The sequence below is a fragment of the Nonomuraea sp. NPDC051941 genome (assembly GCF_044593615.1).
On record NZ_JBIUCF010000062.1, the window covers coordinates 48,304 to 74,368 of the forward strand.

Sequence of the window (26,065 nt, forward strand, 5' to 3'; positions counted from 1 at the left end):
GTTCGAGGCTAGTCCACCCCTCCGACAGGGGCAATTTGCTTCCGTGCGAGATCCATGCACGCCGCCGGCTGCGGCTGGTCTATGACCCACGCGACCAGTTGCTCCTGACCGACCCCGACGGGATCGTGGAAAACCTCGCGGGCGGGCTCATCGACTGGTGACGCCAGCGGGCCTGCCCGACTCCCCGAAGCGTCCACACCTCCTGGCGGACGTTCTTGCGCGTCCAGGCGAAAGGGCTGCCGACCGACACGATCTCCTTGAAGCGCCTGTACGTGCTGCTCGTCATCGAGATGGCGACGCGGCGCGCGCACGTCCTGGGCATGACCGCGAACCCGACCGGCGCTTGGACGGCCCAGCAGGCCCGTAACCTGCTCATGGACCTCGGCGAGCGGCTCGCCTCCTTCCGCTTCCTCATCCGCGATCGAGAAGCCAAGCGGTACAGTCGCACTCCGAGAGCACGTCGGCGACCCCTGGCGTGCTCCTGGAGCGCCACTTCGGCCACTCCTCCTGCCAAGGTGGCAACCGCCGCCCCGCCCGATCGTGTACTGGCGGGACGGCGCCTTCACAGCCGAGGTGCCCAGGATGGCGATCGAAACCGTGACCGAGGAGCCGGCGTGATCAGGCCAGGGCGATCAGATCGGCGTAGCCGTCGTTCCACAGGTCTTCGACCCCGTCGGGCAGCAGCAGCACCCGGTCCGGCCGAAGCGCTGCGACGGCCTCCTGGTCGTGCGTGACCATCACCACGGCGCCCCGATACGCGGCCACGGCCGCCAGCACTTCGGCCTTGGAGGCCGGGTCGAGGTTGTTGGTCGGCTCGTCCAGCAGCAGCACGTTGGCCTGGGAGCTGACCAGCCCGGCCAGCGCCAGCCGGGTCTTCTCCCCGCCCGACAGCACCCGGACGGGCTTGTCCACGTCGTCGCCGCCGAACAAGAACGACCCCAGCACCGTCCGGGCCTCGCCGTCGCTCAGGTGCGGGGCTGCGCCGGCCAGGTGCCGCCCGACCGTGTGCGCCGGGTCGAGCGTGTCGTGCTCCTGGGCGAAGTAGCCCAGACGCAGCCCGTGCCCGTGCACGACCCGTCCCGAGTCGGGCCGTTCGTACCCGGCCAGCAGCCTGAGCAGCGTGGTCTTGCCCGCGCCGTTGAGCCCCAGAACCACGAGCCGGCTGCCCCGGTCAACGGCCAGGTCCACCCCTGCCAGCACCGGCCGCCCGCCGTACGACTTGGCCAGGCTGATCGCGCTGAGCGGCGTGCGGCCGCTGGGCGCGGGCTCGGGCAGCCGGATGCGGGCGACCTTCTCGGCGACGCGGGGCGGGGGAGTCTCGGCGAGCATGCGTTCCGCGCGCCGGGCCATGTCTCTGGCCCGGGTCGCGGTGGCCACGTTGGAGCGCATGCGGCCGGCCTGGGCGTGAAGCGCTGCGGCCTTGCGCTCGGCGGCGAACCGCAGGCGCGTCCTGCGACGGTCGTCGGCCTCGCGGTCGGCGAGGTAAGCGTGCCAGCCGGTGTTGCGCGCCTCCAGTGCGCCGTGCTCAACGTGCCAGACGCGGTTGACCACGTCGGCCAGCAGCCCGGTGTCATGGGTGATGAGGACCAGGCCTCCGGAATGGCCGGCCAGGAAAGAGCGCAGCCAGGCTATGGAGTCGCCGTCGAGATGGTTCGTCGGCTCGTCGAGCAGCAGGACGCCGGGCTCGGCGAACAGCACCCGGGCCAGCTCCACGCGGCGGCGCCATCCGCCTGACAGGTCGCCCACCGGCCGGTTCAGCACCCGGTCGGGCAGGCCGAGCCCGGCGGCGACGTGGGCGGCCTCGCCCTCAGCCGCATACCCGCCGCGGGCCTGGAACTCGGCCTCAACCCGGACGTAGCGGGCCATGGCCCGCTCGTCGCCGCGCTCGGCCAGGGCGGCCCCGGCGGCCCGCAGGTCGCGGACCACCTGGTCGAGGCCGCGGACGGACAGGACGCGGTCGAGGACGGTGACAGCCGGGTCGGCGGCGGCCGGGTCCTGCGGCAGGTAGCCGACGGGGCCGGTGCGGACGATCTCGCCGGCCGCAGGCGGGAGCGCTCCGGCAAGGGTCTTCATGAGGGTCGTTTTGCCGGCGCCGTTACGGCCGACCAGGCCGACGCGGTCGCCGGGGGCGACGTGGGCGGTGACGCCGGACAGCAGGAGGTGGGCGCCCGCACGCACGTCGACGCCACGTAGGGTGAGCATAGGACTGCACTCCGGATTTGCTAGAGGACACACGGGTGGCGTGGAAGCGGGTGTCCTGGCTAGGAAATTCGGGGCGTAGACATGAGGCCGAGTGTAGGGACAGGCCGTGATGGTCCGCCATCCATTTACCGGCCGCCCATTCCCTCAATGGAGTAGCGATCTTTGGTCGCAAGGTCGACCATCACGAACCGTCATCACTTGCTGGCGAACCCGTGCAGAGCGGGCATCTGCCTGAAAACGTGAGAGTCGAGGAATACTGCCAGCGCCTCTTGACCATGCTGATCGTGGGCGGCCCCTATCCCCGCTGGAACAGCCGTACCCTGCCGTCGCCCCAGGGCGCTCGATTCCTGCGGTCGCTGGATGAGCTGTCGTTCGGCCACAGCGAGTGGAGCGGGCAGCCACTGTTCGTGGACGAGTTCGAGTTGCGCCCACGGCCGGTCGGACACCATTGCAACGTCCTCGGTGTAGACGACGCCGCGGTCGCTCAAATAGCGGACGGCCCGGCCGGCGAGGTCGAAGCGGAGCTGGGCGACGAAGTCGGGCATGGCCCGCTGGTACGCCGTGGTGAAGCCGGAGCGCCGCTGCGCGTCCTCTTGCCGCTGCGAAGGTCCCACAGCTCCGCCCTCGTGCCCTTGACCGCGTAACCGTAGCGGCCGTCCCTGCTGATCGCGTTGATCGCGGCGCCGCAAGCGGGGGCGGCCGTGAGGTGACGGCGCCGAGGCGTTCGCCGCCTCGTGGACCGGAATTCTGTGCTGGCAGGCCTCCAGCCCGTACCGGGCCGGCACCGGCCGGAAGAACTGGTACGTCATCGCCGAGCCGTGCCAGGTCGACACCCCGCGTACGACGTTCGCGGAAGCGGACGTCGACATCGTCGCCTGCCGCACCGGCGGCCCCGGCGGTCAACATCGGAACAAGGCCGGCACGGCCGTACGGGCGACCCACCGGTCCACGGGGATCGTCGTCGTGGTCGATACCGAGCGACAGTTCAGCCTCAACCGCCGCATCGCCATGCGGCTGCTGCGACAGCGCATCGAGCACGCCGACGAGGCGGGGCGCACCGTCACCACCGCCCGATTCCGCCGTGATGGTTGTAGCAGTGGCGGTCGTCGATCCAAGGTGCGCAGCCCCGATCGAGTTCACGCCCGGCTGTCCGGTCTGACGCGGACCCACGACGCGATCCCGTCCCACCCGCCCCTCTTGACCAATTCTGTTGACCGACGTATGTACATTCCTATGCACATACTTTAGTCAAGCAGGTCCCACTGCCCTCAATGAGCACATCAGCCCGCCTCTGCTCGATGAGTTGGCGGGTGGTGGCGATGATCAACCGGACGAACGCCAGGCAGATAGCGCGTTTCGCCGCGGACCAGGAATAGCTCGTCATCACGTTCAGCCGATCACTGACGCCTTCTCCGAAGGAGGGTGTCAGCTCGATGACTATCTGACCATGTGTGAAAAGTGGAGTGAAAAGCCCCGATGTCTCACTCACCGGTTCCCCCCAGCACCTCCACCTCCGGATCGATGTCACGCCCGTCCCGCCGGGCCGTCCTGGCGGGTGGCGGTGCCGTCCTCGCCGCCGTGCTCGCCCCGGCCTCACCGGCGAGGGCCGGCGTAGCGGGGGACGCCGGTAAGACATCCGTCGCCGCCGGCACCGACTTCGGCGTCGCGCCCTCGCCCGACGGCCGCCTGCTCGCCATCGACCTGCTCGGTGTGCTGTGGGTCTGCTCCGCCTCCGGGGGCACCGCCCGGAGGCTCACCAGCGATCTGTACGACGTCGCCCAGCCCGACTGGTCCCCGGACGGATCCACCATCGTGTTCCAGTCGTATCGCGACGGTGTCTTCAACCTGTGGACGATCCGGCCCGACGGGTCCGCGATCACGCAGTTGACCACCGGCCCGTTCGATCATCGAGAGCCCCGCTACAGCCCGGACGGGCGCACCATCGCCTACTCCTCCGATGCGGGGGGCAGCTACGGGATCCACCTGCTCGACGTCGCCACCGGAGCGAGCCGCGTCCTGACCGACAGCTCTGCCGAGGAGTACGAGCCGGCCTGGTCACCCGACGGGAGGAAGGTCGCGTTCGTCGTGGCCGACACCAGGATCGACGTCATCGAGGTCGCCACCGGCACGCGCACCACCGCGGTCACGGTGCCCACAGGTCAGGTCATCCACCAGCCGTCCTGGCTGCCGAACGGCACCGACCTCGCCTACCACCTCTTCCACTCGGGCGCCAATGATCTGGCCGGCACGGCGGGCGCCCTCGTCACCGGCGAGGAAGTCTTCCCGTTCCGTGCCCGGTTCGCCCCGGACGGACGCTACTACTACACCTCCGCGGGCACCATCAAGGTCCGCCGCCTCAACTCCGCGTCCGTCGGCACCATCGGCTTCACCGCCGCGCTGACGACGACGACGCCGAAGTACAAGAAGAGGGTCCGCGTATTCGACGAGCCCGGGTCGTTCCCCGTCGTCGGAATCGGCAGCCCGGCCGTGTCCCCGGACGGGTCCGCCGTCGCCTTCCGCGCGCTCAACGACATCTATCTGATGCGCATCGGTGGCACGCCGGAACCGCTTTTCCGTGACCGCTGGTGGAAAGCCGACCCGGATTTCTCCCCGGACGGGCGGCAACTGGCGTTCGTCACCGACCGTACCGGCACCCTCAATATCTGGGTCCGCGACCTGAACACCGGCGCCGACCGGCAGGTGACCCATCTGACCGACTCCGCCGCCCTGTCGGTCCGGTGGTCGCCCGACGGGAGGGAGATCGCCTACCTGGACCAGGACGGCGCCCTGTGGGTCGTGGAAGTCGCCACCGGCGACATCCAGAAGGTCTTCGACGCCACCTTCGAACCAGGCCGCCCGACCTGGTCACCCGACGGCAGGACCCTTGCGCTGGCCGCGGTGGTGCCGTACTCACGACGCTACCGTGAGGGACTGTCCAAAATCCTGCTCGTCGACCGGGCCACGGGTGCCGGCACGTACATCGACCCCGCGCCGCACCGATCCCTGCAGACGCGTGGTGACGACGGCCCCGTCTGGTCCCCTGACGGCACCATGCTCGCCTTCGCCATGGAATCGCTCCTGTGGGTCCTGCCCGTCGACAAGACCGGACGGCCCACCGGCAGCGCCCGTCAGGTCACCCGGGAGGTCACCGACGCCCCCGTTTGGGCAGGCGACTCGGCCACCCTCCTCTACCTGAACGAGGGACGTCTCAAGAGTGTGCGCCTCGACGGCAAGCCCGCCCGGTCGATTCCGATGCGGCTGACCTGGCGCAACGACACCGGCCCCGATCAGGTCGTCATTCACGCCGGCCGCATGTGGGACGGCCTCTCCAACAGCGTCGTCCGTGACGTCGACATCATCGTACGAGGCCAGCGCATCACCGCGATCGAGCCGCACCGGGACGGAAGGCCCGGCACCCGGATCGACGCCCGCGACAGGTTCGTCATGCCCGGCCTGATCGACATCCACCATCACCGTGAGATGCAGGGCTACGCCTACGGATCGCGGCAGGGTCCGCTGTGGCTCGCCCTGGGCGTCACCACGACGCGCTCGCCTGGCTCACCTGCGTACCACATGGTCGAGGAGCGCGAGTCGGTGCAGTCCGGTTCCCGGCTCGCACCGCGCTACCTGGGCACCGGCGAGGCCATCGACGGGGCGCGCATCTACTACAACTTCATGCGCCCGACGTACTCCCACGATCAACTGCGGCTCGAACTGCAGCGGGCCGCCGCCCTCGACTACGACATGATGAAGTGCTACGTGCGACTGCCGGTCGCCTGGCACAGGGAGGTCATCGACTGGGCCCACCGCCAGGGCAAGCCGGTCAGCTCGCATTACCACTATCCGGCGATCGCCATGGGCGGCGACCAGACCGAGCACGTCGGCGCCACCAACCGGTTCGGCTACTCACGCACCGTCACGAATGTCGGCTCCGCCTACTCGGACGTCATCTCCATGTTCAACGCCTCGAAGATGGCCAGAACCCCCACCCTGTTCAACTCCTCGACCCTCTACAGGGACGACACCTCGCTGGTCACCGACGAACGGGTTCGCCGGCTCTACCCGAACTGGCGGATGGCGCAGCTCCGGACGACGGTCACCACGGCGCAGACCGCCGACCCGACGGCGGTCCAGGTGATCCGGACGAACCTCGCCAACCAGGTCGCGCAGCTCACGGCGATGATCCGCGGCGGCGGCGTGGTCACCGCCGGCACCGACGCACCGATCGATCACCTCGGGATCAGCCTGCACATGAACCTGCGCGCCATGGTCAAGTACGGCCTGACCCCGCGCGAAACGCTCACCGCCGCGACCAGCACGTCCGGGGCCTACCTCGGCCTCCCGCTGGGCAGGATCGCCAAGGGTATGTACGCCGACCTGGCCATCATCGACGGCGACCCGCTGTCCCGCATCGAGGACGCCGCCAACGTCACCGCCGTCGTCGTCGGCGGGAGACACCACACCGTCGAGCAGCTCCTCGCGCCTTACCCGTCCTCCACCACCACCGGCCAGGCGACACCCGCGGCCTCCGCGCCTGCCGGCAAGGTCAAGGAGCGCGTCCCCGTCCACCAGAGCACGGCGAGCCACTGGTGGAACGACCCCGCCCAGCTCGAGGGAGCCCGAACTGCCTGCTGCGACGATCACTGAGCACGAGTTCTCGTGTAACAGGGGTGCGAACGTCGACCGGATGAACGGCCTGGCCAAGCTCGTTCGACGCGTCGCGATCCTCGGCGGTCCCACCCTCACCGGTACCTTGTTGCTCGCGAACCTGATGGTCAATCCGATCATCCTGGGCGACCCTCCGTACTACCGCCCGCAGGGCTGAGGGAGGGCGGCGAGCGTTGACCGCGGACAGGAGGATGAGATGATCGAGCTGGACGTCCAGGTAGGTGTGGGCCGCACGCTGCACGTCTACGACACCGCTTCGAAGGGGAGCGGGCGGCTGCCTGTTTTGTGGCATCACGGTACGCCCAACGTGGGGGCGCCTCCGGAGCCGCTCTTCGCCGCGGCCGACAGGCTGGGGTTGCGCTGGGTGTCCTTCGACCGGCCGGGCTACGGTGGCTCCAGCGTCGCACCGGGGCGCACCATCGCGTCGGTCGCCGCTGACGCGGCAGCCGTCGCGGACGCGCTCGGCATCGATCGGTTCGCCGTCGCGGGGTACTCCGGCGGCGGGTCTTATGCTCTGGGATGCGCGGCGGTTCTGGGTGATCGCGTCCAGGGGGTGCTGAGTCTGGCCGGCATCGCCCCGTACGGCGCGGATGGACTGGACTGGTTCGCCGGGATGGTCCCGTCCGGCGTGGCCGCGCTGGGGACGGCGGCGGCGGGCCGCGAAGTGAGGGCGGCGCTGCAGGCGTCGGGCTTCGCCTACGATTGCCAGTTCACCGCGGCCGATCTGGCCTTGTTCGAGGGGCCGTGGGGGTGGCTGGGAAAGGTCGGCGAACCGGCTCTCGCCGCCGGCCCGTACGGCCAGATCGACGACGACGTCTCCTACACCCTTGCGTGGGGCTGTGATCCCGGCACCATCAGCGCCCCCGTCCTGCTCCTGCACGGCACCGCGGACCGGATCATCCCCGCTGCTCACGGGTCATGGCTGGCGGCCCATTGCCCGACCGCCGAGCTGCGGCTCTGCGCGGGCGACAGCCACTTCACCATTGTCAACCGCGCCGAAGAGGGCCTGGAGTGGCTTCGCCGGCAGATCTGACATCTCGGACCGCGCGGAACCGGATGGTGGTCAGCGGCGGCATCAGCCGCCGCATGACCTTGGCGTGAGCCCGCTTGAGCCCTCCCGGAGCCGCCCGGCCAGCCCTCGCCACGGTGGGGCGCGCCCCCGCTGGAGGACCCGACGCCGGCTTCCGCTGGTACTTGTCAGGATCTGCCTCTGCCACCCAGTGCGCGAGGTGGTGTTCTCAGCGGCAGGCCGGCTGACTCAACTGAACAGCGACGGGTCTATGGAGTCGGCCAGGGCCCGGTAGCCCGCATCGTTGCCGTGCAGATGGTCACCGGCGTGGAAGTCCGCCCTGATCCGGCTGGGGCGGTCCGGGTCACGCCAGACGGCGTCGAAGTCCAGCACGGCGTCGAAGGCGCCGCCGGTGCGGATCCATTCGTTGACCGTCTGGCGTGCGCTCTCGCCCGCCGGCGTGTAGACTTCCGCACCCTCGTAGGGCGGGATCGTCGTGGCGTAGACCCTCACGCCGCGTTCGCGCGCCCGGGCGATCAGCTGCCGGTAGCCCGCGATGACGTCGTCCGTCGTCACCGGCGCGCCAGGGAACATCTTCAGGAAATCCGCCAGCGGACCGTCCTGTGGGGCGAAGGAGATGCCGAGGTCATTGCCGCCCACGGAGAGCACCACGTAGCCGAGGCCGGGCGTCGCCAGCACGTCACGGTCGAAGCGGGCCAGGGCGGCGACACCGATGCCGTCGTTGAGCATCCGGTTGCCGCTGATTCCCTGGTTGGAGACGTAGCCGGCGGCCACGCCCCGCTCGGTGAGACGCTCGGCCAGCAGCTCCGGCCAGCTGTGGTTGGTGTCCGGGGTCGAGCCGGCGCCGTCGGTGCGGGAGTCGCCCACCACGACGATGGCCTTGGCCGGGGCGTCGGTGAGCAGCTCGACGGCGGAGATCAGGGCCCGCACCGGCAGAACCTCGGCGTTCTCCGGCAGGGTCGGGGCGGCGACGGTGTCGCCCGGGATCGTCCAGCCGGTCTCCAGGGCGGGGTCGTGGCAGGTGCAGGTCTCCACACGCCCAGGGAGGTAGAGGCTGATGGACAGCTTGGCGAGGGCGGGCAGGGGCAGGTCGACCGGATCGCTGAGGATCGGCGCCCCCGCCGGGACGGTGACGGCCGACGCGCCGGAGAAGGTCAGCACGCGCTCGCTGCCCGGCCGCACCCCGCCGCCGGGCACCGCGAGGCCCACCTGCGCCGCGCCGATGGTGACGGGCGCGGTCCCGAACTCGTTGGTGAAGCGGATGCGCACCCGGCGCCCGCCACCGCTGATGCGCACCACCTGGCGCAGGGTCACGTCGGCGAGGGGCGGGTGGTCGTCGAGCGAGCCGAGCCCGTCGTGGGCCGCCTGGGGCGAGGCGCCCCAGCTCCGGACCCAGCTGCCGGCGTCGTTCGTCATGGTCATCTGTTGCCTCCGTTGTTCGTGATGGTGGTACGGCATGCCGAAGACTGGGGCGGGTCTCTGACATGGGGCAAACACGGCGCTCACACGGCGGCCCTGCTTTGGGGTCTTGCGGGGGAGCACGCGAAGATTGGGGAATGGACGGGGTTGCACGGCTTCGCGTCACGCTGCTCGGCGCGTTTCAGGTGTCTCGCGGTGACACCGTCCTGCCCGTTCCGGGCGCGCGGTTGCAGGGCCTGCTCGTACGGCTGGCGCTCGCCGGCGGCCGGAGGGTCGAGCCGGGCGTGCTGGTCGACGCGATCTGGGCCGAGGAGCCGCCGTCCGGCCCCGCCCCCGCCCTGCAGACCCTCGTCTCCCGGCTGCGCCGCGCCCTCACCCCTGCCGACGCGGCCCGTGGCGTGGTCGTGCAGGTCGCGGGCGGCTACCGGCTGGCGGTGGACGCGGCCGACGTGGACGCGCTGCGCTTCGAGCAGCTCACCGCTGCCGGCCGGGAGAGGCTGCGGGCAGGTGACCCTGAGGCCGCGGGCGCCGTGCTCGCCGAGGCTGTGGCGTTGTGGGGCGACCATCCTGGCGCCGAACCCGCGGTCATCGCCGCGGTCGCGCCCACGGTCGCGACACGGCTGGCACATGTGTCGATCGAGGCGGTCGCCGACCTCGCCGACGCCGAGTTGTCGCTGGGGCGGGCCGAGGTGGCCGCTGCCCGGCTGACCGGGTTGCTGGCCGAGCACACCGTCCATGAGCGGGCGGCCGCGCTGCTGATGGACGCGCTCGCCGCTCAGGGGCGTCAGGCCGAGGCGCTGGCCGTCTACGAGCGGATCCGCCAGACCCTGGCCGACGTCCTCGGCGCCGACCCGGGCACCGCCTTGCGGGAACGCCATCTGCGCCTGCTGCGCCCCGACCGGCTCATCCAGGCGCCAGACGCCTCGGCCGGCGGCGCTCCGGCCAGGAGCCCTGCGGGCGCGAACGCCGAAGGCGGGAGCCCCGCGGCTGTACCCGGGCGGCACGCCGGGTCTCAGGCGGCCACCGAACCCGGCCCGATCCGGCCGACCAACCTGCCCGCGCCGCTGACCAGCTTCATCGGCCGCGACGACGATCTCACCCGCATCGGCGCCCTGTTCACCACCGGACGCCTGGTCACCGTCCTCGGCCCCGGCGGCGCCGGGAAGACCCGGCTCGCGCTGGAGGCCGCCCGCCGCCACCGCCACGAATACCGCGACGGTGCCTGGCTCATCGACCTCGCGTCCGTCACCGAGCCGGCGAAGATCGCCACGGCCGTGCTCGCCGGGACCGGGCTGCGGGGCGGCGCGATGCTCGACGCCCGCAAGCGGGTCGAGGGTGACGAGCTGGACGTCCTCGTCGGCGAGCTCGGCGGCCGGGAGAGCCTGCTGCTGGTCGACAACTGTGAGCACCTGATCGACGCCGTGGCCCACCTGGTCGCGGCGCTACTCCCCCGCTGCCCCGGGCTGCGCGTGCTCGCCACCAGCCGCGAACCCCTCGCGGTCGACGGCGAGGCGCTCGTGCCGCTGGCCCCGCTCGCGCTCCCCGGCCCGGACGACAGCGTCGAACAGGCCCGGAGGGCGGCCTCGGTGCGCCTGTTCACCGAGCGGGCCGCCGCGGTGCGACCCGGTTTCGACGTCGACGAGATCACGCTGCCGGACATCATGCGCGTGGTGCACGGCCTGGACGGCATGCCGCTGCCCCTCGAGCTGGCCGCCGCCCGGTTGCGGACGCTGTCCCTGCCCGACCTGGCCGACGGGCTCTCCGACCGGTTCCGGCTGCTCACCACCGGCAGCCGCACCGCGCCACCCCGGCATCGCACCCTGCGCGCGGTGATCGCCTGGAGCTGGGAGCTGCTCCACGAGCACGAACGCACCGTCGCGGAACGGATCTCCATCCTGGCCGGCGGCGTCACACCCGCCTCGGCCACCGCCGTCTGCGCCGGCACCGCCGTACCCACCGCCGAAATCCCCGAACTGCTCGCCACCCTCGTCGACCGGTCACTGCTGCAGCTCGCGCCCGGCACCGGCCGCTACCGGATGCTCGAAACCATCCGCGAGTACGGCGCCGACCGCCTGACCGACACCGGCGACCTCGGCACGGCCCGTGACCTGGCCGGCGCACACTTCACCGAGCTGATGGCCCGCCATGACCCTCAGCTGCGCGGGGCCGGCCAGCTGACAGCCATGAAGGTCATCAGCGCCGAGTACGACAACACGCTCGCCGCCCTGCGTCACCTGTGCGCCACCCGCGACTCCCCCGGCGCGACCGCCCTCGCCCTGGCCTTGACCTGGTACTGGCAGATGTTCGGCCGCCACCTCGACGCCGCCTACTGGCTGGGCGAGGCCCTGGCGGTGCCCGGCGGCGGGCCGACGCCCGAGCGCGACTGCGCGCGAGCCGTCTACCTGCTCAACCGGGCGGACATCCTGTCGGGGATCACCGCCGGGGAAGCCGCGGACGACCGTGCGGAGATGCGCGAGCTGGCCGACCGGCTGCTCGCGCATCCGGAGCTGCCGAGCCACTACCGCGTGTTCGGCCCGATCCTGCTCTTCCTGCAGGAGGAGCAGGCCGCGCTCGCGATCTTCCAGCGCCTGGCCGACGGCGACGACGTGTGGCTGTCCGGGCTGGCCCACATGTTCCAGGCCGAGATCGCCGAGAACGCGGGCGCGCTCGACCGGAAGCGTGTCCACGTGAAGGCGGCCCTGGCCCGCTTCCGGCAGGCCGGCGACCGCTGGGGCCAGGCCGCCACGCTGGCGATGCGCGCCCAGCTGCGACGGTACGACGACCTCGACGGCGCGCTGGCCGACCTGCGCGAGGCCCGGACGCTGGCGGGCGAGTTCGGCTCGCTCAGCCTCGGCGACCAGCTCTACAGCGACCTGCGCTGGATCGACCTGCACCTGCGGCGCGGCGACACCGACCGGGCGATGGCGATGATCCACTCCGCCCGGGAGCGTGCGCTGCACGCCTCCTCGGCGGAGATGCTGGTCCTGGTCGACGCGCGGGAGGCCGGTTTGCGGGTGCGGCGCGGCGACCTGGACAGGGTGGGCGACCTGCTCGACGACGCCGAACGGGGTCTGCTCGGCGACACCGCGTTCCCCGCGGACCACGCCCGGACGCTGGTCGGCTGCGCACGGGCCGCGCTCTGCCTGGCGCTGGGCGACCTGCCCGGCGCGGACAAGGCGCTGCGGGAGGCGTACGCGGCCGCGCTGGCAACCCGGGAACTGCCGATCCTGTCGCAGGTGACGGTGAACACGGCCGCGCTCGCCGAGACGCGCGGGCGGCAGCACGAGTCGGCCGTGCTGCTCGGGGTCGCCGCCCGGCTGCGGGGCGCGCACGACCACACCGATCCGCAGGTCCGCGAGCTCACCCGCCGGGGTCAGGCCGCGCTGGGTGGGGAAGAGTTCGCCGCGGCGTACGCGAAAGGCTGGGAGCTGGACGCGAAGACGGCCGTGACCGCGGCCGACCCGGACGGCGAGGCGGCGCATGGGAATCTTCGGGACCTTCCAGTATGAGCGCCCATGTCTAGCAATTTTGAACCGCCCGATTTAGCATCGGCACTACCCGAACAGACGCATCTGCCAACACACGAGAAGCAGGACCGCGCTCCGGCCACTGTGGTCGGCAATCCGATGATTCTCCCAGCAAAGGTAGGTATGGCACAGTTCGCGGTAGTCGGTGGTGGACCGGTTGGGCTCATGCTCGCGTGCGAGATGGTGGTGCTCGGTGAGCGTCGGTACCGCGGAGCCGGGACAAGGTGTCGGCTCGTCGTTTCCGATCACATCGCCAGGGTGGCGTCCGGCTCGAACGGGGAAGCGCAATGAGTACATCCGAGCAGGAAATGACCGCGACGCCGACCTTCCCCATGGAGCGGACCTGCCCGTTCGCACCGCCGGACGAGTATCAGCGGATGCGTGCCACCGCGCCGGTCGTCCGAGCCGCCCTGCCCAACGGCGCACCGGTCTGGGCGGTCACCCGCCACGCCGAGGCGCGGCAGATCCTCAGTGACCCGAGGATCAGCTCGAACACCGGACGCCCTGAACGGCCTCGCGGACCCGACGACGATCGCCCCGACGACGGCTTCTTCGTCGACATGGATCCACCGGAACACAGCCGGTTCCGGCGGTTGCTGATCTCGGAGCTCGGTGCCCGTCCGATGGACGCCATGCGCCCGGCCCTCCAGCGGATCGCCGATACGGCGATCGACGGGTTGCTGGAGGCCGGGGCACCCGCTGACCTCGTCGGTTCGTACGCGCGCCGCGTTCCGTCGCGAGTCCTCTGCGAGTTGTTCGGCATCCCGGCCGGCGACCACGAGTTCTTCGAGTCGCGGCTGCGGATGCTGTCGGTGACGAGTATGGATCCGAGTGTGGCGGCCCAGGCGTCCAGGGACGTTCGCGGTTATTTGCGAGAACTCATCCGCAGCGCAGAGCGTGAACCGCACAACGGAATGATCCGGCGGCTGGCCGCCAGGCACCTGTCCACCGGTGAGCTGACCACGGACGAGCTGATCAACATCGGTTTTCTCCTGCTGCTCGCGGGCTATGACTCGCCTGCGAACACGATCTCGCTGGGCGTACTCACGCTGCTGCGGCACCCGGCGCAGCTTGCCGCGTTGCGCGACGACCCGAGCCTGCTGCCGGGTGCGATCGAGGAGTTGCTGCGCTTCCACTCGGTGCAGGACTGGGTCAGCTTCGACCGGATCGCGACCGACGACATGGATATCGGCTCCGCGCGGATCCGCGCCGGTGATCGCCTGACGGTGCTGGCCGCATCCGCCAATCGTGACGAGCGGGCGTTCGAGGACCCCGACGAGTTCGACATCCGCCGGTCCGCCCACCACCACGTTGCCTTCGGCTACGGGGTACACCAGTGCATCGGCCGCAACCTCGCCCGCGCCGAGCTGCAGATCGCCTTCGGCACGCTGCTGACCCGGATACCGACGCTGCACCTGGCGACCGGGTTCGAGGAGTTGTCCTTCGCCGACGATGCCCCGTTCTTCGGGCTGCACGCGATGCCTGTCGCCTGGTAGTGCCGCCTATGCGCCGGCGACGTACGCGTCCTCGGCCGCATAGGGGAACCAGACGTCGGGGCCGTGGCGATCGACGAGATCGGGGAAGACGTCCTGCCAGCCTCCACCGACCGCCTCGGCCTCGGACACGGCGAGGGCGGCCCATTCGATGTCCTGGCGCAGCGCGTCGTCGTAGGAGACGGCAGGGCGGTATCCGAGCTCGGCACGGGCTCTGTCCATACTGAACACGATCGGCTCCGGCACATTCCACGGATGGAAACCCAGGCCGTCCGGACGCGACGGGCCCGCGAAGGTGACGATCTCCGCCTCGTGGCCCATGACAGCGAAGATCCTGGCGCCGATCTCGGCGACGGTCAGCGGGTCATCGGCGATGTTGAGGACCCGGGCCGCCGGGTGCTGCCCGCACAGATAGATCAGCTCGGCGACGTTCGCGACCGCCGTGGTGGGGAACCGGCTCCGCCCGTCCTGGGCGAGTACGACGTGCGGCCGCTTGTCCAGCGCCCGCTTGATGAACGACCAGTGATCCAGCGATTTGCCGTACGGGCCGTGCAGCACGCCCGTCCGCAGAATGCTGACCGGCAGGCCGGGCGTCGCCAGCAGGCAGCGCTCCAGCGCCGCCTTCCCCGCCGGATAGTCGTGGGTGTCGCGCTCGACCGTCGGCCACGTCTCCGGGATCGGCACCGGCAGGCCGGGAGCCTCGTAGACCGCTCCCGACGAGATGACCACCAGCGAGCCGACGCGGCCGGCCAACTGGGCGAGCTGCGCACCGTGGTGTGGGGTGAACGCGACCGTGTCCAGGACCAGATCGTGGCCGTCGAGGGCTTTGAGCAGCGCCTCGGTGTCGGCGCGGTCGACCTGGACCGACACCACCCCGTCCAGCTCCGCGTCGTCCGGACGGAGTCGGCGGTGCCCAAGGGTCACCGCATACCCGGCCGCGGCGAGCCGGGCGGCCGTGGCCCGGCCGATCTGCCCCGTGCCTCCGATGATGAAGGCGCTTCGATCTTGGACCGTCACGAGCCGATATTAACCCGCCACAGAGGAAACCGCCCGGCGAGTGGTGGCCGCCGCAACCGCGCTCGGCCGGGACCTCAGCGCTGGACCGTCAGTCGCTCGCGAGCGCCGCGTGGACGGATGAGACCGCGCTCGCACCGTCGCCCACGGCGGTGGCCACTCGTTTCGTCGAGCCTGAGCGGAGGTCGCCGACCGCGAAGACCCGGGATGCGCTCGTCTGGAACGGCAGGGGCGTACCGGACGATCCGGTAGGCAGCCGGCTGTCCGTGAGGATGAAGCCGTCGTCGTCCTTGGCCACGCCGGTCAACCAGCCCGACACCGGGTCAGCGCCGATGAAGCAGAACAGCCCGCGGCAAGCCAGCCGCTCCCGGCGTCCGCCGGACCTCTCGACGGCGATCGACGCGAGAGTGTCGTCGCCCGCCAGTTCGCGGACCGTGCTGCCGGCGTGGACCTTGATCCGGGAATGCGCCCGGATTCGGTCGGCCAGGTAGGACGACATCCGAGCCCCGAGATCGGCACCGCGAATGATCAGATCCACCGTCGCGCCGCGGGCGGCAAGGGACAGGGCTGCCTGTCCGGCCGAGTTGGCGCCCCCGACGACCGTCACCGGCTGATTCTCGTACTCTCGGACGTCCAGGTCGGTCGCCGCGTACCGGATGCAGCCCGACTTCTCGAACGTCCCCCATTGCGGGATGTCGATGCTCCGGTAGTGCGCCCCGGTGGCGGCGATCACCGCACGGCACTCGATGCGCGAGCCGTCCTCCAGCAGGACGGCCGGCCGTCGATCATCGGAGAGATCGAGGCCCGCCGCCGCACAGGGCGAGTAGATCCGCACGCCGAACTTGAGCGCCTGGACCATCGCCAGCCGGGTGAGATCCGCGCCGCTGACCCCGTGCGGGAAGCCCAGGTAGTTCTCGATCCTGGCGCTCTTGGCGGCCTGGCCGCCGAGCCCGCTTCGATCCAGCAATACGGTGACAAGGCCCTCGGACGCCCCGTACACGGCGGCGGCCAGCCCCGCCGGGCCGGCGCCCACCACGACGAGATCAACGGGACGTCCGTCGGCCCGGTAGGTGAGGCCGAGCACCTCCGCGAGCGTTCCCGGCGTCGCGCGTCGCAGCACGGAACCGCCGGCGATCGCCGCCGGAAGTTCGTCCTCTGCGAGGTCGGCCGACGTCATCAGCGAGCGCCCGGAGTCCGAGGTCGCATCGAGCCAGGAATGCGGCAGGAGCAACTGCGTCACATAAGTGCGCAGCGCAAGTGTCTCGGCGGCGTCCGGCCGGCCGACGATCTCCAGGGCGTTGCCGGCCACCGAGCGGATGAACTCGCGCCGTTCCCGGAACGCCTCGAGCAACAGGTCGGCGATGTCGACCTGTTCGGCGAGGACCCGGCGCAACATCGCCGCACCGATCCGGACGAGTGTCCCGGCGGTCACCACTCGAGCGGTCAGGTAGACGTACTGACCGGTCAGGAGATTGAGCTCGCCGAGGTAGTCGCCGGGGCCACCGTGGTAGATCAGACGTTCCGGCTCGATCGCCGTCGCGTTCCGGACGATGTCCACGCTCGCCGTCAGGAGCAGGAAGAAGTCGTAGGAGTCGTCGCCGGACGCGTACAGAACCTGGCCGACCTTGACGTGCTCCACCTCGCCGTACTCGGCGAGCCGGCGGGACTGCTCGTCGTCCAGGACCGGCCCGCGCTGCGCCGCACCGTCGCTCACGTGGTTCCTCCGTGTGGTCGCGCTGCCCTCGCCGGGACGGCATGGGCCCTTGTGGACAGGGATCTCATTCCGGCGCCGGTGGTGACCGCGGCTGATCCGGCCGGCAGTGTTCGGCGGGTGGTCGTCATGTACGTGGCTCCTTTCCCGGCAGGTTCGATCGCGGGTCAGCGTAGGGCCGGGCACTTCACGAGTACTGCATGAAAGATCCACGGACAGTTCCGTCGTCGTCAAGTTGGCCGATCTAGCCTGGCACCGTCGTAAGGTCGGCATTGGAAACGGGGCGGCTGGTCGGAATGAGTACGAGAAGAAGTCCACAGCAAATGAAGCGGGGTTTGGCGGCCCACGTCATTTCCTATGTCGTGGTCAATCTGGCCCAGGTCGTGGTGTGGAGGCTCTTCACCCCGAAACACTTCTTCTGGCCTTTGTACTCGCTGGGCGTCTGGGGCGTCGGACTGGCGTGGCACATCTGGGCGGTCTGCTCGCCGTCCCGCCGGATCCGGCACAGCCCGTCCCAGAGGGATTGACGCGATGTCGTTCTTCCTTGAGTTCGTACGCGATCCTCTGACGGTCGGCGCGGTCGCGCCGAGCAGCCCGGCACTGGCCAGGGTGGCCACCGCGGCCGTGCCCGGAACCGGCTCCCCGGTCGTCGTGGAGCTCGGCCCGGGTACCGGCTCGTTCACCGAGGCCATCCAGCGGCGCCTCGCCGGACGCGGCCGGCACATAGCCGTCGAGGTGAATCCACGATTCGCGCAGCAGCTGGCCGCCCTCTATCCGGCGGTCGACGTCGTACGCGCCGACGCGACCGACCTCGTCACGGAGCTGGCGCAGCGTGGGCTGCACCAGGCCGATGTCGTGGTCAGCGGCCTTCCTTGGGCGGCGTTCACCGAGGACCATCAACGCGACGTGTTGTCCGCGGTGGTGGAAAGCCTGTCGCCGCACGGCGCGTTCACCACGTTTGCCTATGTACATGCTCGATGGGCGCCACCGGCCCGGCGCCTGCTGCGCTCCATGCAGTCGCGGTTCGAGGAGGTGGTCATCAGCCGGACGGTGTGGGCCAATCTCCCGCCTGCTCTGGTCTACTACTGCCGTCGCCCTTTACGCGAGGCCGGCGGTCGAGGTTGACCTGACATCACCCCGCCGCTGAGCCCGATCAGCGGCCGGGCGTCCCTTCTGCCGGCCAGATTTCCTCCTCGCGCACCCGCGGTCCGGCCCGACTCCACCAGGGGGCCGGCAGCCCACAGGTGACGGCTGAGGCGCTCGGCGACATGCTCGTCGTCCTGGGCGGCGGGCTCCAGCGCGTCCGCGACGCGCAGATGCAGCCGAGGCGCGTGCCGCTGTGGCATGGTCCTGACGACCGACTCCCGGACCAGGTCGTGCGGGAAGCGGAACGAGAACGGGTCGCCGGGAAAGGGCTCGAGCAGGCCGAGGTCCTGCAACGGCTCGAGACGGTCGAGACAGGTCTGCACGTCAAAGCCGGCGGCGCGCGCGAGCAGAGCGAGGTCGACGTCCCGGCCGATGAGAGCGGCGATCCGCAACACCTCTCGGGCAGCCTCGTCGAGGCCGGCCATCCGGCCCTTCACGACATCCCGCACGGTGAACGGGATTCCGGCCCGCGCCGCGGCATCCTCGGTGAGCTCACCGCTGTCGGCGAGGAACCGGGACAGCTCCCGTACGAAGAACGGGTTACCGGCAGTACGGGCGTGGATGCCGCGAGCGACGTCGGCCCCGGGCGTCCGGCCGGTCTCGTGGCGGACGAGCTCCGCCACCTCGGCCGGTCCGAGCGGGCCGAGCCGGACCCGGCGATGACGAGGCAGCCGGCTCGCCGCGGCGAGCATCCGCGCCAGCTCCGAGCCCGGCATCGGCGCGCGGTCGCGGAGCGCGCCGATGACCACCGTGCCGCTCGGTAGCCGAGCCGCCAGATGCCCGAACAGCTGCAGCGAGGCGACGTCGGCCCACTGGAGGTCATCGACGACAAGCACCACCGGCCGCAGCGCCGATACCTGGCCGACGAGGGCGATTGCCTGCTCGATCAGACGGAACCGGGCTCCGCTGTCCGGCGGCGGCTCCACGAGCCGGCCGAGCTCGCCTGACCGCCACTCCTCCCGCGCCGCGGCGGGCAACTCCTCAAGGACCGCGCCGACGGCCTGCACCCACAGCCACATCGACGGCGCGCCGTCTCCCTCGAGACAGCGCCCCCACACGACCAGCGCGCCGCGCCGGCCCGCCTCGGCGCTGATCTCCTCCAGCAGGCGGGTCTTGCCCACTCCCGGTTCACCCTCGACGAGGACGAGCGCCGTGCCTCCGGCACGTGCCGATTCCACCGCCTGCCGCAGCACCGCGAGCTCCTCCACCCGGCCGACCAGACCGCCGGTGGGCGGCTCCCCGAGGGTGGGGGCCGGCCGCTGCTCGGTGCGCGTCTCCTCGGCACGGCCGACGAGCACGGGCTGATCCTTCGGCGCGGTAGCCGGCAGTGTGATGCTCGCCGTCCTCGCGTGCGCGTCGTACCCGCCGGCCGAGGTCAGGGGCTGACGCAGTACCCGCTGGTACGCCTCCAGCAGTGCCGGGCCGGGACCGATGCCGAGCTCTTCGGCGAGCCGGGCGCGAACCGTCCGGAAGACCTTCAGCGCCTCTGACTGGTGACCGGCGGCGCCCAGGACGGCGACGAGCCCGGCTTGCACGGTTTCGTGCAGCGGAGCCATCCCGGCGGCCAGGTACAAGGGCTGGAGCACACGCGCGGGCCGGCCCCGCGACACCGCGAGCTCGGCCGCCGCCGCACACGCGTCGAAGAACTCACCGTCCAGCGCGGCGAAGATCGACATCGCGGTCGATCCGTGGAAGAGCCCATCACCCGCCGGCCCCTGCCAGCACGCAAGCGCACGTACGTACGAGTCGAGCGCCACGTCGGGGCGCTGCTCCGCGACGCTGACTCCGGCCGCCTCGACGAACTCCCGGAAGGCGAGGAGGTCCAGCATGTCGGCGCCACCCGCGAACAGGTAACCGTTGGCGCGGCGCTCCAGGTACGTGCCGTTCGTGCGAGCCGGCAACGCCGGTTCGAGTAACCGCCGGAGCGAGCCCACGTACTTCTGGAGAATGTTGACGGCCGAGGCCGGGACGTCATCACCCCAGATCAGATCGATCAACTCGCTCGTGCTGATCGGCTTGCCCGCGCGTGCGAGGAGCAGCGCGAGCAGGTAGGCCTGTTGCCGAGGCCCGGTGGCCAGCTCGACGCCGTCCCGCCACAGCCGCAACGGACCGAGAATCTGTAACCGCAGGTTTCCGCCGGAGGCGGACGACCGTCCTTCGCCATCGGCGTCAGGAGGCGACGACGTGGCCATGCCTGTTCCCACCCCCGAACTGTCGATCAGATTGCCGACCGCGATCAACGGCCGACCTCCATCGGGTGGCGGGCCAGCCATTCCAGGGCATAGTCCGCGACCTGCCGCCACCCGCTGTCCACGACGAGCGAGTGCCCGCGCCCGGGGAACTGCTTGAGGTCGGTGATCGCGGGTGAGTCGCCATACAGTTTGTACGCCGCACGCGTGACCACGTCCGGCACCGTGTGATCCTCCTGACCGGAGATGAACAGCAACGGCCCTCGGGCGGCGTTGCCGATCTCGACCGCGGCCGGCGACGTGCGGGTGAAGTTCGCCAGCGCGGCCTCGAAGAGCGGGCGGCCCGGTGACGGGATGGTCCACCTGCCGAACAGTTCGTCGGACTCGTTCCGGCTGATCGCGTTCCCGAAGCCGTAGCGGAACTGGGCCGCGGTCAGCGACACCGAGCGGCGCCGGTTGGCCGGGTTGCAGAGCACCGGGAAGGCAGAGCGTAGCTGGGCGAACGGCAGTGGCTTGACCCCCTTGACCGGCGCCGGGTCGATGGCCACGGCGGCGCGCCCGAGGCCGAGACCGAGCAGCTTCTGCGCGAACAGCCCGCCGAACGAGTGGCCGACGAGCACCGGCGCCTCCGGCAGGTCACGGATGATGGCCGCGTAGTGGCCGGTGACGTCGTCGATGCCGAGCCCGGCCACGGCGAGCGGGTCGCGGCGGGCCGCCTCGACGGTGCCGGGTTCGCCGGGCCAGCCGGGCATGAGCGGCGTATAGCCGCGGGCGGCGAACCGGTCGGCCCATGGCTGCCACGAGCCGGCGTGCAACCAGAGGCCGTGGATGAAGACGACAGGAATTGCGGTGATGGTCATCGCGGGCTCCTTCATGGGGGCGATACGGCAAATATCGCCGGACAGCCGGTGCCCGCTGATCTGTCAGATGACCTAAGTCGTGTCCATCCGCAGCGCGTCGCGCAGAGAGGCGCGGGAGGTGATGCCGAGCTTCGGGAAGATCTTGTACAGGTGCGCGCCGACCGTACGCGGAGACAGGAACAGCCGCGCCCCGATCTCCCGGTTGCTCAGCCCGGTGGCGGCCAGCTCGGCGATCTGCCGTTCGTGCGGGGTCAGCGTGGCCACCGCGTCGCGGTGGGCGCGGGTCGGTTTGCCGGCCGCGCGCAGTTCGGTGCGGGCCCGCTCGGCCCAGGCCACGGCGCCGAGCCGGTCGAACGCGCCGAGCGCCTCGGTCAGCGCCTGGCGGGCCAGAACCAGCTCGCGGGCGCGCCGCAGCCACACGCCGTACGCCAGCCGGATGCGGGCCAGCTCGAACGGGAACGCCGCGCCCGCGGGGTGTGCGACCGCGGCGGCGAACAGCGCACCGGCCTCCTCCTGCGGCGCGGTGATCGCCAGCGCCCCTGCGGTGAGCAGCGCCAGACGTGGGGAGAGTGCCGGCAGGCCCGCGTCCCGGGCGGCTTCGGCGTGCGCGCGGGCGGCGACGTGCCGGCCCGTGTGCGTGGCGGCCTCGACCAGGTCGAGCAGGGTACGGGTGGCCTGCTGCGAGTACCGGGTGAACCCGCCAGGGGTGGTAATCCCGGCAGCGTAGGCGTACGCGGTCTCGTACTCACCCTCGCTGAGCGCGGCGGCGGCGCCGATCGCCTCCGCGTACTCGGTCAGGAACCCCACCCCGCGCGGCCGCCCCCAGGCGTCCACGGCCGCCTGCAGCTCGCGGGCCCGGGCCAGGTCGCCACGGTACGCCGCCAGCAGCCCGAGGAATGCCCGGAACGCGTGGGCGAACAGCCCGTACCCGTGCTCGGTGGTGAGGTCCAGGCCGCGGCGGCCGGTCTGCTCGGCCTCCGCCCACGCACCGGTGGCGATCTGATCGAGCATCACCACCTGGAGCAGGGTCATCACGCTGGTGACCGCGCCGGACTCCGCCTCCCGGTCGACCATGCGCCGCAGCAACGCCCGATGTTCGCCCAGTACTCCCAGGTAGAACGCGGAGACCATCAGCCGCATCGCATGCCACGGCGCGACGGCGGCCGGCCCGGCGAGCACCTCGGCGATCCGCTCCGGCACACCGTGGCCGCGGTTCACCACGTCACCCCACGCGTCCCGCACGATCGCCGTCGACGGGCTGACCCCGTCACCGAACCGGTCGAAAAGCGCGTCGGTGCGCGCCCAGCGGACCGGGTCGACGGCGAACTGGCTGATCGCCAGCAGCAGGCTCAGCGCACGTTCGGTCAGCCGGGCGTCGTCGATCCCGGACTCGAGCAGTGCCGAGATCCGCCGGTGATTCGCGGCGACATCGCCGTCGCGGTACAGCGCCACGAATCCGGCGGTGATCACCGCCGCCGGGCCGTCCACCGCGGCGTCCTCGGCGAGGCCCTGCGCCGTGTCGAGCAAGCCGGCCTGCCCGGCGACGAAGGCCGCGTCGGCCCGCAGCCGGGACCGGTCGGCGGAGCGGCGGCTCAGTTCCGCGGCACGGGTCAGCCAGGTGATCGCGATCGCGGCGCCGCCGCGCCTGGTCGCCGAGACAGCCGCCACTTCGAGGGCTGCCGCGACGTCGTCGTCCGGGTCGACGGTGGCGGCGGCCAGGTGCACGGCCCGCCGTTCCGGGCTGTCGCGGTGCAGCCGGGCAAGGTCGGCGTGGGCGGCGCGGCGCTCGTTCGGCGTCGCGGCCTGGACGACGGCCGACCGCACGAGAGGATGCCGGAACACCGGCTCCCCGCCGGCCGGGTCCGGGGCCAGCAGGCCCGCCTCGACCGCCCGGCCGACGCCGCGCATCCGGTACCGGACCGCACCGACTCTGCGGGCCGATCCGGCACCCGCGCCGTCCAGCGCCGCCCGCAGCAGCTCGCCGCGCTCCTGCTTGGGCAGCTCACGCAGCCGCCCGCCGTAGACCTGCTCCAGCCGCCGCGACAGCGTCATCGTGCCGGAGTCCAGCAACGTGGATCGGGGCAATTCGAGCAGCGCCAGCGGATTCCCGGCCGCGGTCCGCAAGATCAGATTCCGGCGGTACGGGTCGAGCCCGGCTTGCCGCAGGTCGAGCAACTCGGCGGCGGCCTGCTCGGTCAGCGGCTCCAGGACCAGCTCCGGCAGCCCGGCCCCGTCGAACGGTGACGGCACCTCCGCGCGCACCGCGATCGCCACGCGCACCGCGGTACCCGCGAGGCGCCGCGCGGTGAACGCGAGCACCTGCGCGCTCGGCGCGTCCAGCCATTGCCCGTCATCGACGACCAGCAGCAGCGGCGTGGCCGCCGACACGAGCGTGAGCAGGTCCAGTACGGCGATGCCGAGCGCCATCACCTGCGGCGCGGCACCGGTGGTCCCGGTGAAGGCCGCGTCGATCGCCGCCCGGTGCCCGGGATCCAAGCCGGCCGAGTCCGGCAGCAGCGGGGAGATCAGCTGATGCAGCCCGGCGTACGCCAGGTCCCGCTCCGCCTCCGCCCCGGCGCCGCGCACCACTCGGAACCCGGCAGCCGCCGCTGCCAACCCGTCCAGCAACGCCGTCTTGCCGAGGCCGGCCTCACCCCAGAGCACCAGGACCGAGCCGGCCTCGTCGCCCAGCAGCGCCACGAGCCGCGATCGTTCCTCGTCCCGTCCGACGAGCTCACCGTGGCGCATGCACGAACCCTATCCGGACGTCGGCGACCGGGTCGTCGAGATCTTCGAGGTGCCTGTACCGCGTCAACGACCCTGCGGGTCCATACAGCTGGCAAGATCACGTCTTGTGTCTCTTCTCGGCTCCATCTGCTCACAGTCCGGGTGTTCGGTCGGCTGGTGTCGCTGGGCCGAAGCCGGAAGGTGCTGAGCGGGCTGATCAACGAGTATCGCCGAGCAGCGTAGCTACATCGAAGAACGCACAGCTCAACCCCTATGCGATGGGTTTTGACGCGGAACAGGCGAGACAGACTAGTCGGGCTTACGATGGGGAACGCCGCCTGGCGGACTTACCCCGGCTGGAGCGTTTACCCGTTTCACTGCTCGCGCTTCTTTTCTCGCTCTCGGCGCGAATGGCCCGCTTCTGCCAGTGGCGGACTTGTTCCAGCATGTGCCGCTGAAGACGGGATAGGGTCGCCGTGGCCACCACCGCGGTCAGCCATACGCCTCCGACGAAAGCAACGACTACAGTGGCGACGACCAACGGCAGATCAGAGGCCACATCCGTGGCGGACTCGCCGAAAATAATCCTCAAGAGGTGAACGATCCGAAAGATCATCGTGAGGCCCTCCCCAGTGCCCGGATAGCTATGCCGATTTCCAACTCAGACGCTAAGCTTGTCTGTGCGGTGGCGTAAACGATCAATTTCTGCACAGCCTGGAGACACAGGACGTAAACTGGACGCGGAAGGTACGCCCAGTGGACGAAATCACGGAAAATGCGCAGGAAGCATGCGAGCGAGAGCTCAAAGAACTGCGCAAGGCCATAGGCTGCACCCCCGAGCGACTTATGGAGTGTCCCAAACTCCTGGCCGCGTTACAGCATCCTGCTGGGCTGGACCGATCGAGAACAATCCAGGCATGCGTGAACGCGCTCAAAGAGCTTGTTGGAAGCATCAGCTACACAAAGTATCGAGATCCCCTCCTCGTCGCCCTTCACCTCGATCCGCGCCATGGTGCCGATACCCTGGCCGGCAGGCGCGGCAGCTATGGTGCGGCGCTTCGGTCGTCCAGAAGCCCGTTGGCAGCAGACGTGCGCACCCTCGAACGGCGGGAGAACAAGGCCATCAGGATGGCGGTGCGACTGCTGCTCGAGGAGAGCGCGCACGATTCGACCGGCGAGAAACCGGCCGAAGCGAGCAGTTCCGGCGTTCTTTCCTTTTCCAAAGATCTGGCGATAGAGGCCATCTCCCACGCATGCCGCTTCTCCGAGACCGGCGCCATGATGGAGCAAGAGGTGACCAGGTGGGTAAGAGCGGTGGTCCCGATCAGCGACCCCAGGGTCATCATCGCGAACAGGTATCTCAGCGAGAGTCGACCGGGCGTGCTCAGGATGGAGAGCCTTTACGGGTGCCAAGTGATCGACCAAAAGGAGGACACCGGCGGTAGCATACTCGCAACCGTCGAGATATCAAAAATACTCAGGCCGGAAGATGGGATATATCCCTTTACTTGCCGGCTGCTCGTGGACAGCGAGATTCGTTGCCAACCCGTCGTGCGCTGGCGCCCTCCCCACCATCACGCGAAGCGCATAGAGTTCCAGCTCCTTTTCAAACCAGAAATGACTCCCTCGCGGGCATGGTGGTTCGGTCCGACTTTGGACATCGAAGGCCAGATCGAGCCAGCGTTGAGCCAGCGCCGGCACCTCGATCTTCTACAGGATGGCTGCTACCTCTACAAGGTTTTCGATGAGCCGCCGTTGGTGCCAAATCATTATTACGGGATCGCATGGACCTGGGCCGGGTGACAGGTCGCGCGATGGCGGGTTAGCACAGCCGCGGCCGGCCGGACATCCAACGACCGGCAGGGCTGGTTGTGTAGGGTACGTCGCCAAGCATGTTCCAGCGCATCACGCACGCAGAGCGTCGTGATGCACGATGTGATGGAAGGATTCAAGCATATGGACGGCGAAGGCTGACGGAAGTCACAGAAGCGGGGGGGCAAAAAATAGTAAAGACCCAGGACAATTAAGCCCCCCCGCAGGCCCACGCCGACAAATACCACAACATCCAGTACAAACTCA

General features: G+C 70.4%; 19 protein-coding genes. 9 read left to right on the top strand and 10 right to left on the bottom strand.

What is annotated here, in order from left to right; all coding sequences use genetic code 11:
* Positions 1 to 79: 79 nt before the first annotated feature.
* From ACIHFD_RS58725 to ACIHFD_RS58735, 3 genes are all read right to left on the bottom strand, one after another.
* Entirely contained in the window at positions 80 to 376 is a 297-nt protein-coding gene (locus tag ACIHFD_RS58725; RefSeq protein ID WP_397374350.1) for a hypothetical protein, read from the bottom strand.
* Positions 377 to 618: 242 nt separating this feature from the next.
* Complete coding sequence (locus ACIHFD_RS58730) at positions 619 to 2,202, bottom strand: ABC-F family ATP-binding cassette domain-containing protein (protein WP_397374351.1); 1,584 nt, start codon at positions 2,200 to 2,202, stop codon at positions 619 to 621.
* 194 nt (positions 2,203 to 2,396) lie between these two features.
* Positions 2,397 to 3,071 (bottom strand): hypothetical protein, encoded by a 675-nt coding sequence (locus ACIHFD_RS58735; protein ID WP_397374352.1) that lies wholly within the window; start codon positions 3,069 to 3,071, stop codon positions 2,397 to 2,399.
* Between ACIHFD_RS58735 and ACIHFD_RS58740 the strand changes: the two genes are divergently transcribed.
* From ACIHFD_RS58740 to ACIHFD_RS58755, 4 genes are all read left to right on the top strand, one after another.
* Positions 3,070 to 3,450, top strand: coding sequence for a peptide chain release factor family protein (locus tag ACIHFD_RS58740; protein ID WP_397374369.1), 381 nt, complete (start codon positions 3,070 to 3,072; stop codon positions 3,448 to 3,450). The genes ACIHFD_RS58735 and ACIHFD_RS58740 overlap by 2 nt on opposite strands.
* A 273-nt stretch (positions 3,451 to 3,723) precedes the next feature.
* Positions 3,724 to 6,849, top strand: a complete 3,126-nt coding sequence (locus tag ACIHFD_RS58745) for an amidohydrolase family protein (RefSeq protein ID WP_397374353.1) — start codon at positions 3,724 to 3,726, stop codon at positions 6,847 to 6,849.
* A 40-nt stretch (positions 6,850 to 6,889) separates the two neighbouring features.
* The gene (locus tag ACIHFD_RS58750; protein ID WP_397374354.1) at positions 6,890 to 7,027 is read left to right on the top strand and encodes a hypothetical protein; all 138 of its coding nucleotides are present in this window, start codon (positions 6,890 to 6,892) and stop codon (positions 7,025 to 7,027) included.
* A gap of 39 nt (positions 7,028 to 7,066) precedes the next feature.
* The gene (locus ACIHFD_RS58755; protein WP_397374355.1) at positions 7,067 to 7,903 is read left to right on the top strand and encodes an alpha/beta fold hydrolase; all 837 of its coding nucleotides are present in this window, start codon (positions 7,067 to 7,069) and stop codon (positions 7,901 to 7,903) included.
* A gap of 225 nt (positions 7,904 to 8,128) precedes the next feature.
* Here ACIHFD_RS58755 and ACIHFD_RS58760 read toward each other — a convergent pair whose 3' ends face one another.
* Positions 8,129 to 9,322: an SGNH/GDSL hydrolase family protein gene (locus ACIHFD_RS58760; RefSeq protein ID WP_397374356.1), complete on the bottom strand. Its 1,194-nt coding sequence runs from the start codon at positions 9,320 to 9,322 to the stop codon at positions 8,129 to 8,131.
* A 134-nt stretch (positions 9,323 to 9,456) separates the two neighbouring features.
* Here ACIHFD_RS58760 and ACIHFD_RS58765 point away from each other — a divergent pair, with 134 nt between their 5' ends.
* Together ACIHFD_RS58765 and ACIHFD_RS58770 are read left to right on the top strand one after the other, a co-directional pair.
* Positions 9,457 to 12,828: an AfsR/SARP family transcriptional regulator gene (locus tag ACIHFD_RS58765; protein ID WP_397374357.1), complete on the top strand. Its 3,372-nt coding sequence runs from the start codon at positions 9,457 to 9,459 to the stop codon at positions 12,826 to 12,828.
* A 305-nt stretch (positions 12,829 to 13,133) separates the two neighbouring features.
* Positions 13,134 to 14,342, top strand: a complete 1,209-nt coding sequence (locus ACIHFD_RS58770) for a cytochrome P450 (protein ID WP_397374358.1) — start codon at positions 13,134 to 13,136, stop codon at positions 14,340 to 14,342.
* A 6-nt stretch (positions 14,343 to 14,348) separates the two neighbouring features.
* On the opposite strand, the gene ACIHFD_RS58775 is transcribed toward ACIHFD_RS58770, so the two are convergent.
* Both ACIHFD_RS58775 and ACIHFD_RS58780 read right to left on the bottom strand, forming a co-directional pair.
* Positions 14,349 to 15,356 (bottom strand): NAD-dependent epimerase/dehydratase family protein, encoded by a 1,008-nt coding sequence (locus ACIHFD_RS58775; protein ID WP_397374359.1) that lies wholly within the window; start codon positions 15,354 to 15,356, stop codon positions 14,349 to 14,351.
* An 88-nt stretch (positions 15,357 to 15,444) separates the two neighbouring features.
* Positions 15,445 to 17,067 carry an FAD-dependent oxidoreductase gene (locus ACIHFD_RS58780; RefSeq protein WP_397374360.1) on the bottom strand — a complete coding sequence of 541 codons (1,623 nt, stop codon included), beginning with the start codon at positions 17,065 to 17,067 and terminating at the stop codon, positions 15,445 to 15,447.
* A 320-nt stretch (positions 17,068 to 17,387) separates the two neighbouring features.
* On the opposite strand from ACIHFD_RS58780, the gene ACIHFD_RS58785 reads away from it, so the two are divergent.
* Together ACIHFD_RS58785 and ACIHFD_RS58790 are read left to right on the top strand one after the other, a co-directional pair.
* On the top strand, positions 17,388 to 17,591 hold the full coding sequence (locus ACIHFD_RS58785) for a 2TM domain-containing protein (RefSeq protein ID WP_397374361.1): 204 nt from the start codon (positions 17,388 to 17,390) through the stop codon (positions 17,589 to 17,591).
* Between the two features lie 4 nt (positions 17,592 to 17,595).
* Entirely contained in the window at positions 17,596 to 18,189 is a 594-nt protein-coding gene (locus tag ACIHFD_RS58790; protein WP_397374362.1) for a class I SAM-dependent methyltransferase, read from the top strand.
* On the opposite strand, the gene ACIHFD_RS58795 is transcribed toward ACIHFD_RS58790, so the two are convergent.
* From ACIHFD_RS58795 to ACIHFD_RS58810, 4 genes are all read right to left on the bottom strand, one after another.
* Complete coding sequence (locus ACIHFD_RS58795) at positions 18,147 to 20,315, bottom strand: AAA family ATPase (RefSeq protein ID WP_397374363.1); 2,169 nt, start codon at positions 20,313 to 20,315, stop codon at positions 18,147 to 18,149. The genes ACIHFD_RS58790 and ACIHFD_RS58795 overlap by 43 nt on opposite strands.
* Positions 20,316 to 20,446: 131 nt before the next feature.
* Complete coding sequence (locus ACIHFD_RS58800; protein WP_397374364.1) at positions 20,447 to 21,259, bottom strand: alpha/beta hydrolase; 813 nt, start codon at positions 21,257 to 21,259, stop codon at positions 20,447 to 20,449.
* Between the two features lie 72 nt (positions 21,260 to 21,331).
* Positions 21,332 to 24,007, bottom strand: a complete 2,676-nt coding sequence (locus ACIHFD_RS58805; protein ID WP_397374365.1) for an AAA family ATPase — start codon at positions 24,005 to 24,007, stop codon at positions 21,332 to 21,334.
* 298 nt (positions 24,008 to 24,305) lie between these two features.
* Positions 24,306 to 24,602 (bottom strand): hypothetical protein, encoded by a 297-nt coding sequence (locus tag ACIHFD_RS58810; RefSeq protein ID WP_397374366.1) that lies wholly within the window; start codon positions 24,600 to 24,602, stop codon positions 24,306 to 24,308.
* A 140-nt stretch (positions 24,603 to 24,742) separates the two neighbouring features.
* Here ACIHFD_RS58810 and ACIHFD_RS58815 point away from each other — a divergent pair, with 140 nt between their 5' ends.
* Positions 24,743 to 25,789 (top strand): hypothetical protein, encoded by a 1,047-nt coding sequence (locus ACIHFD_RS58815; protein ID WP_397374367.1) that lies wholly within the window; start codon positions 24,743 to 24,745, stop codon positions 25,787 to 25,789.
* Positions 25,790 to 26,065: the final 276 nt, after the last annotated feature.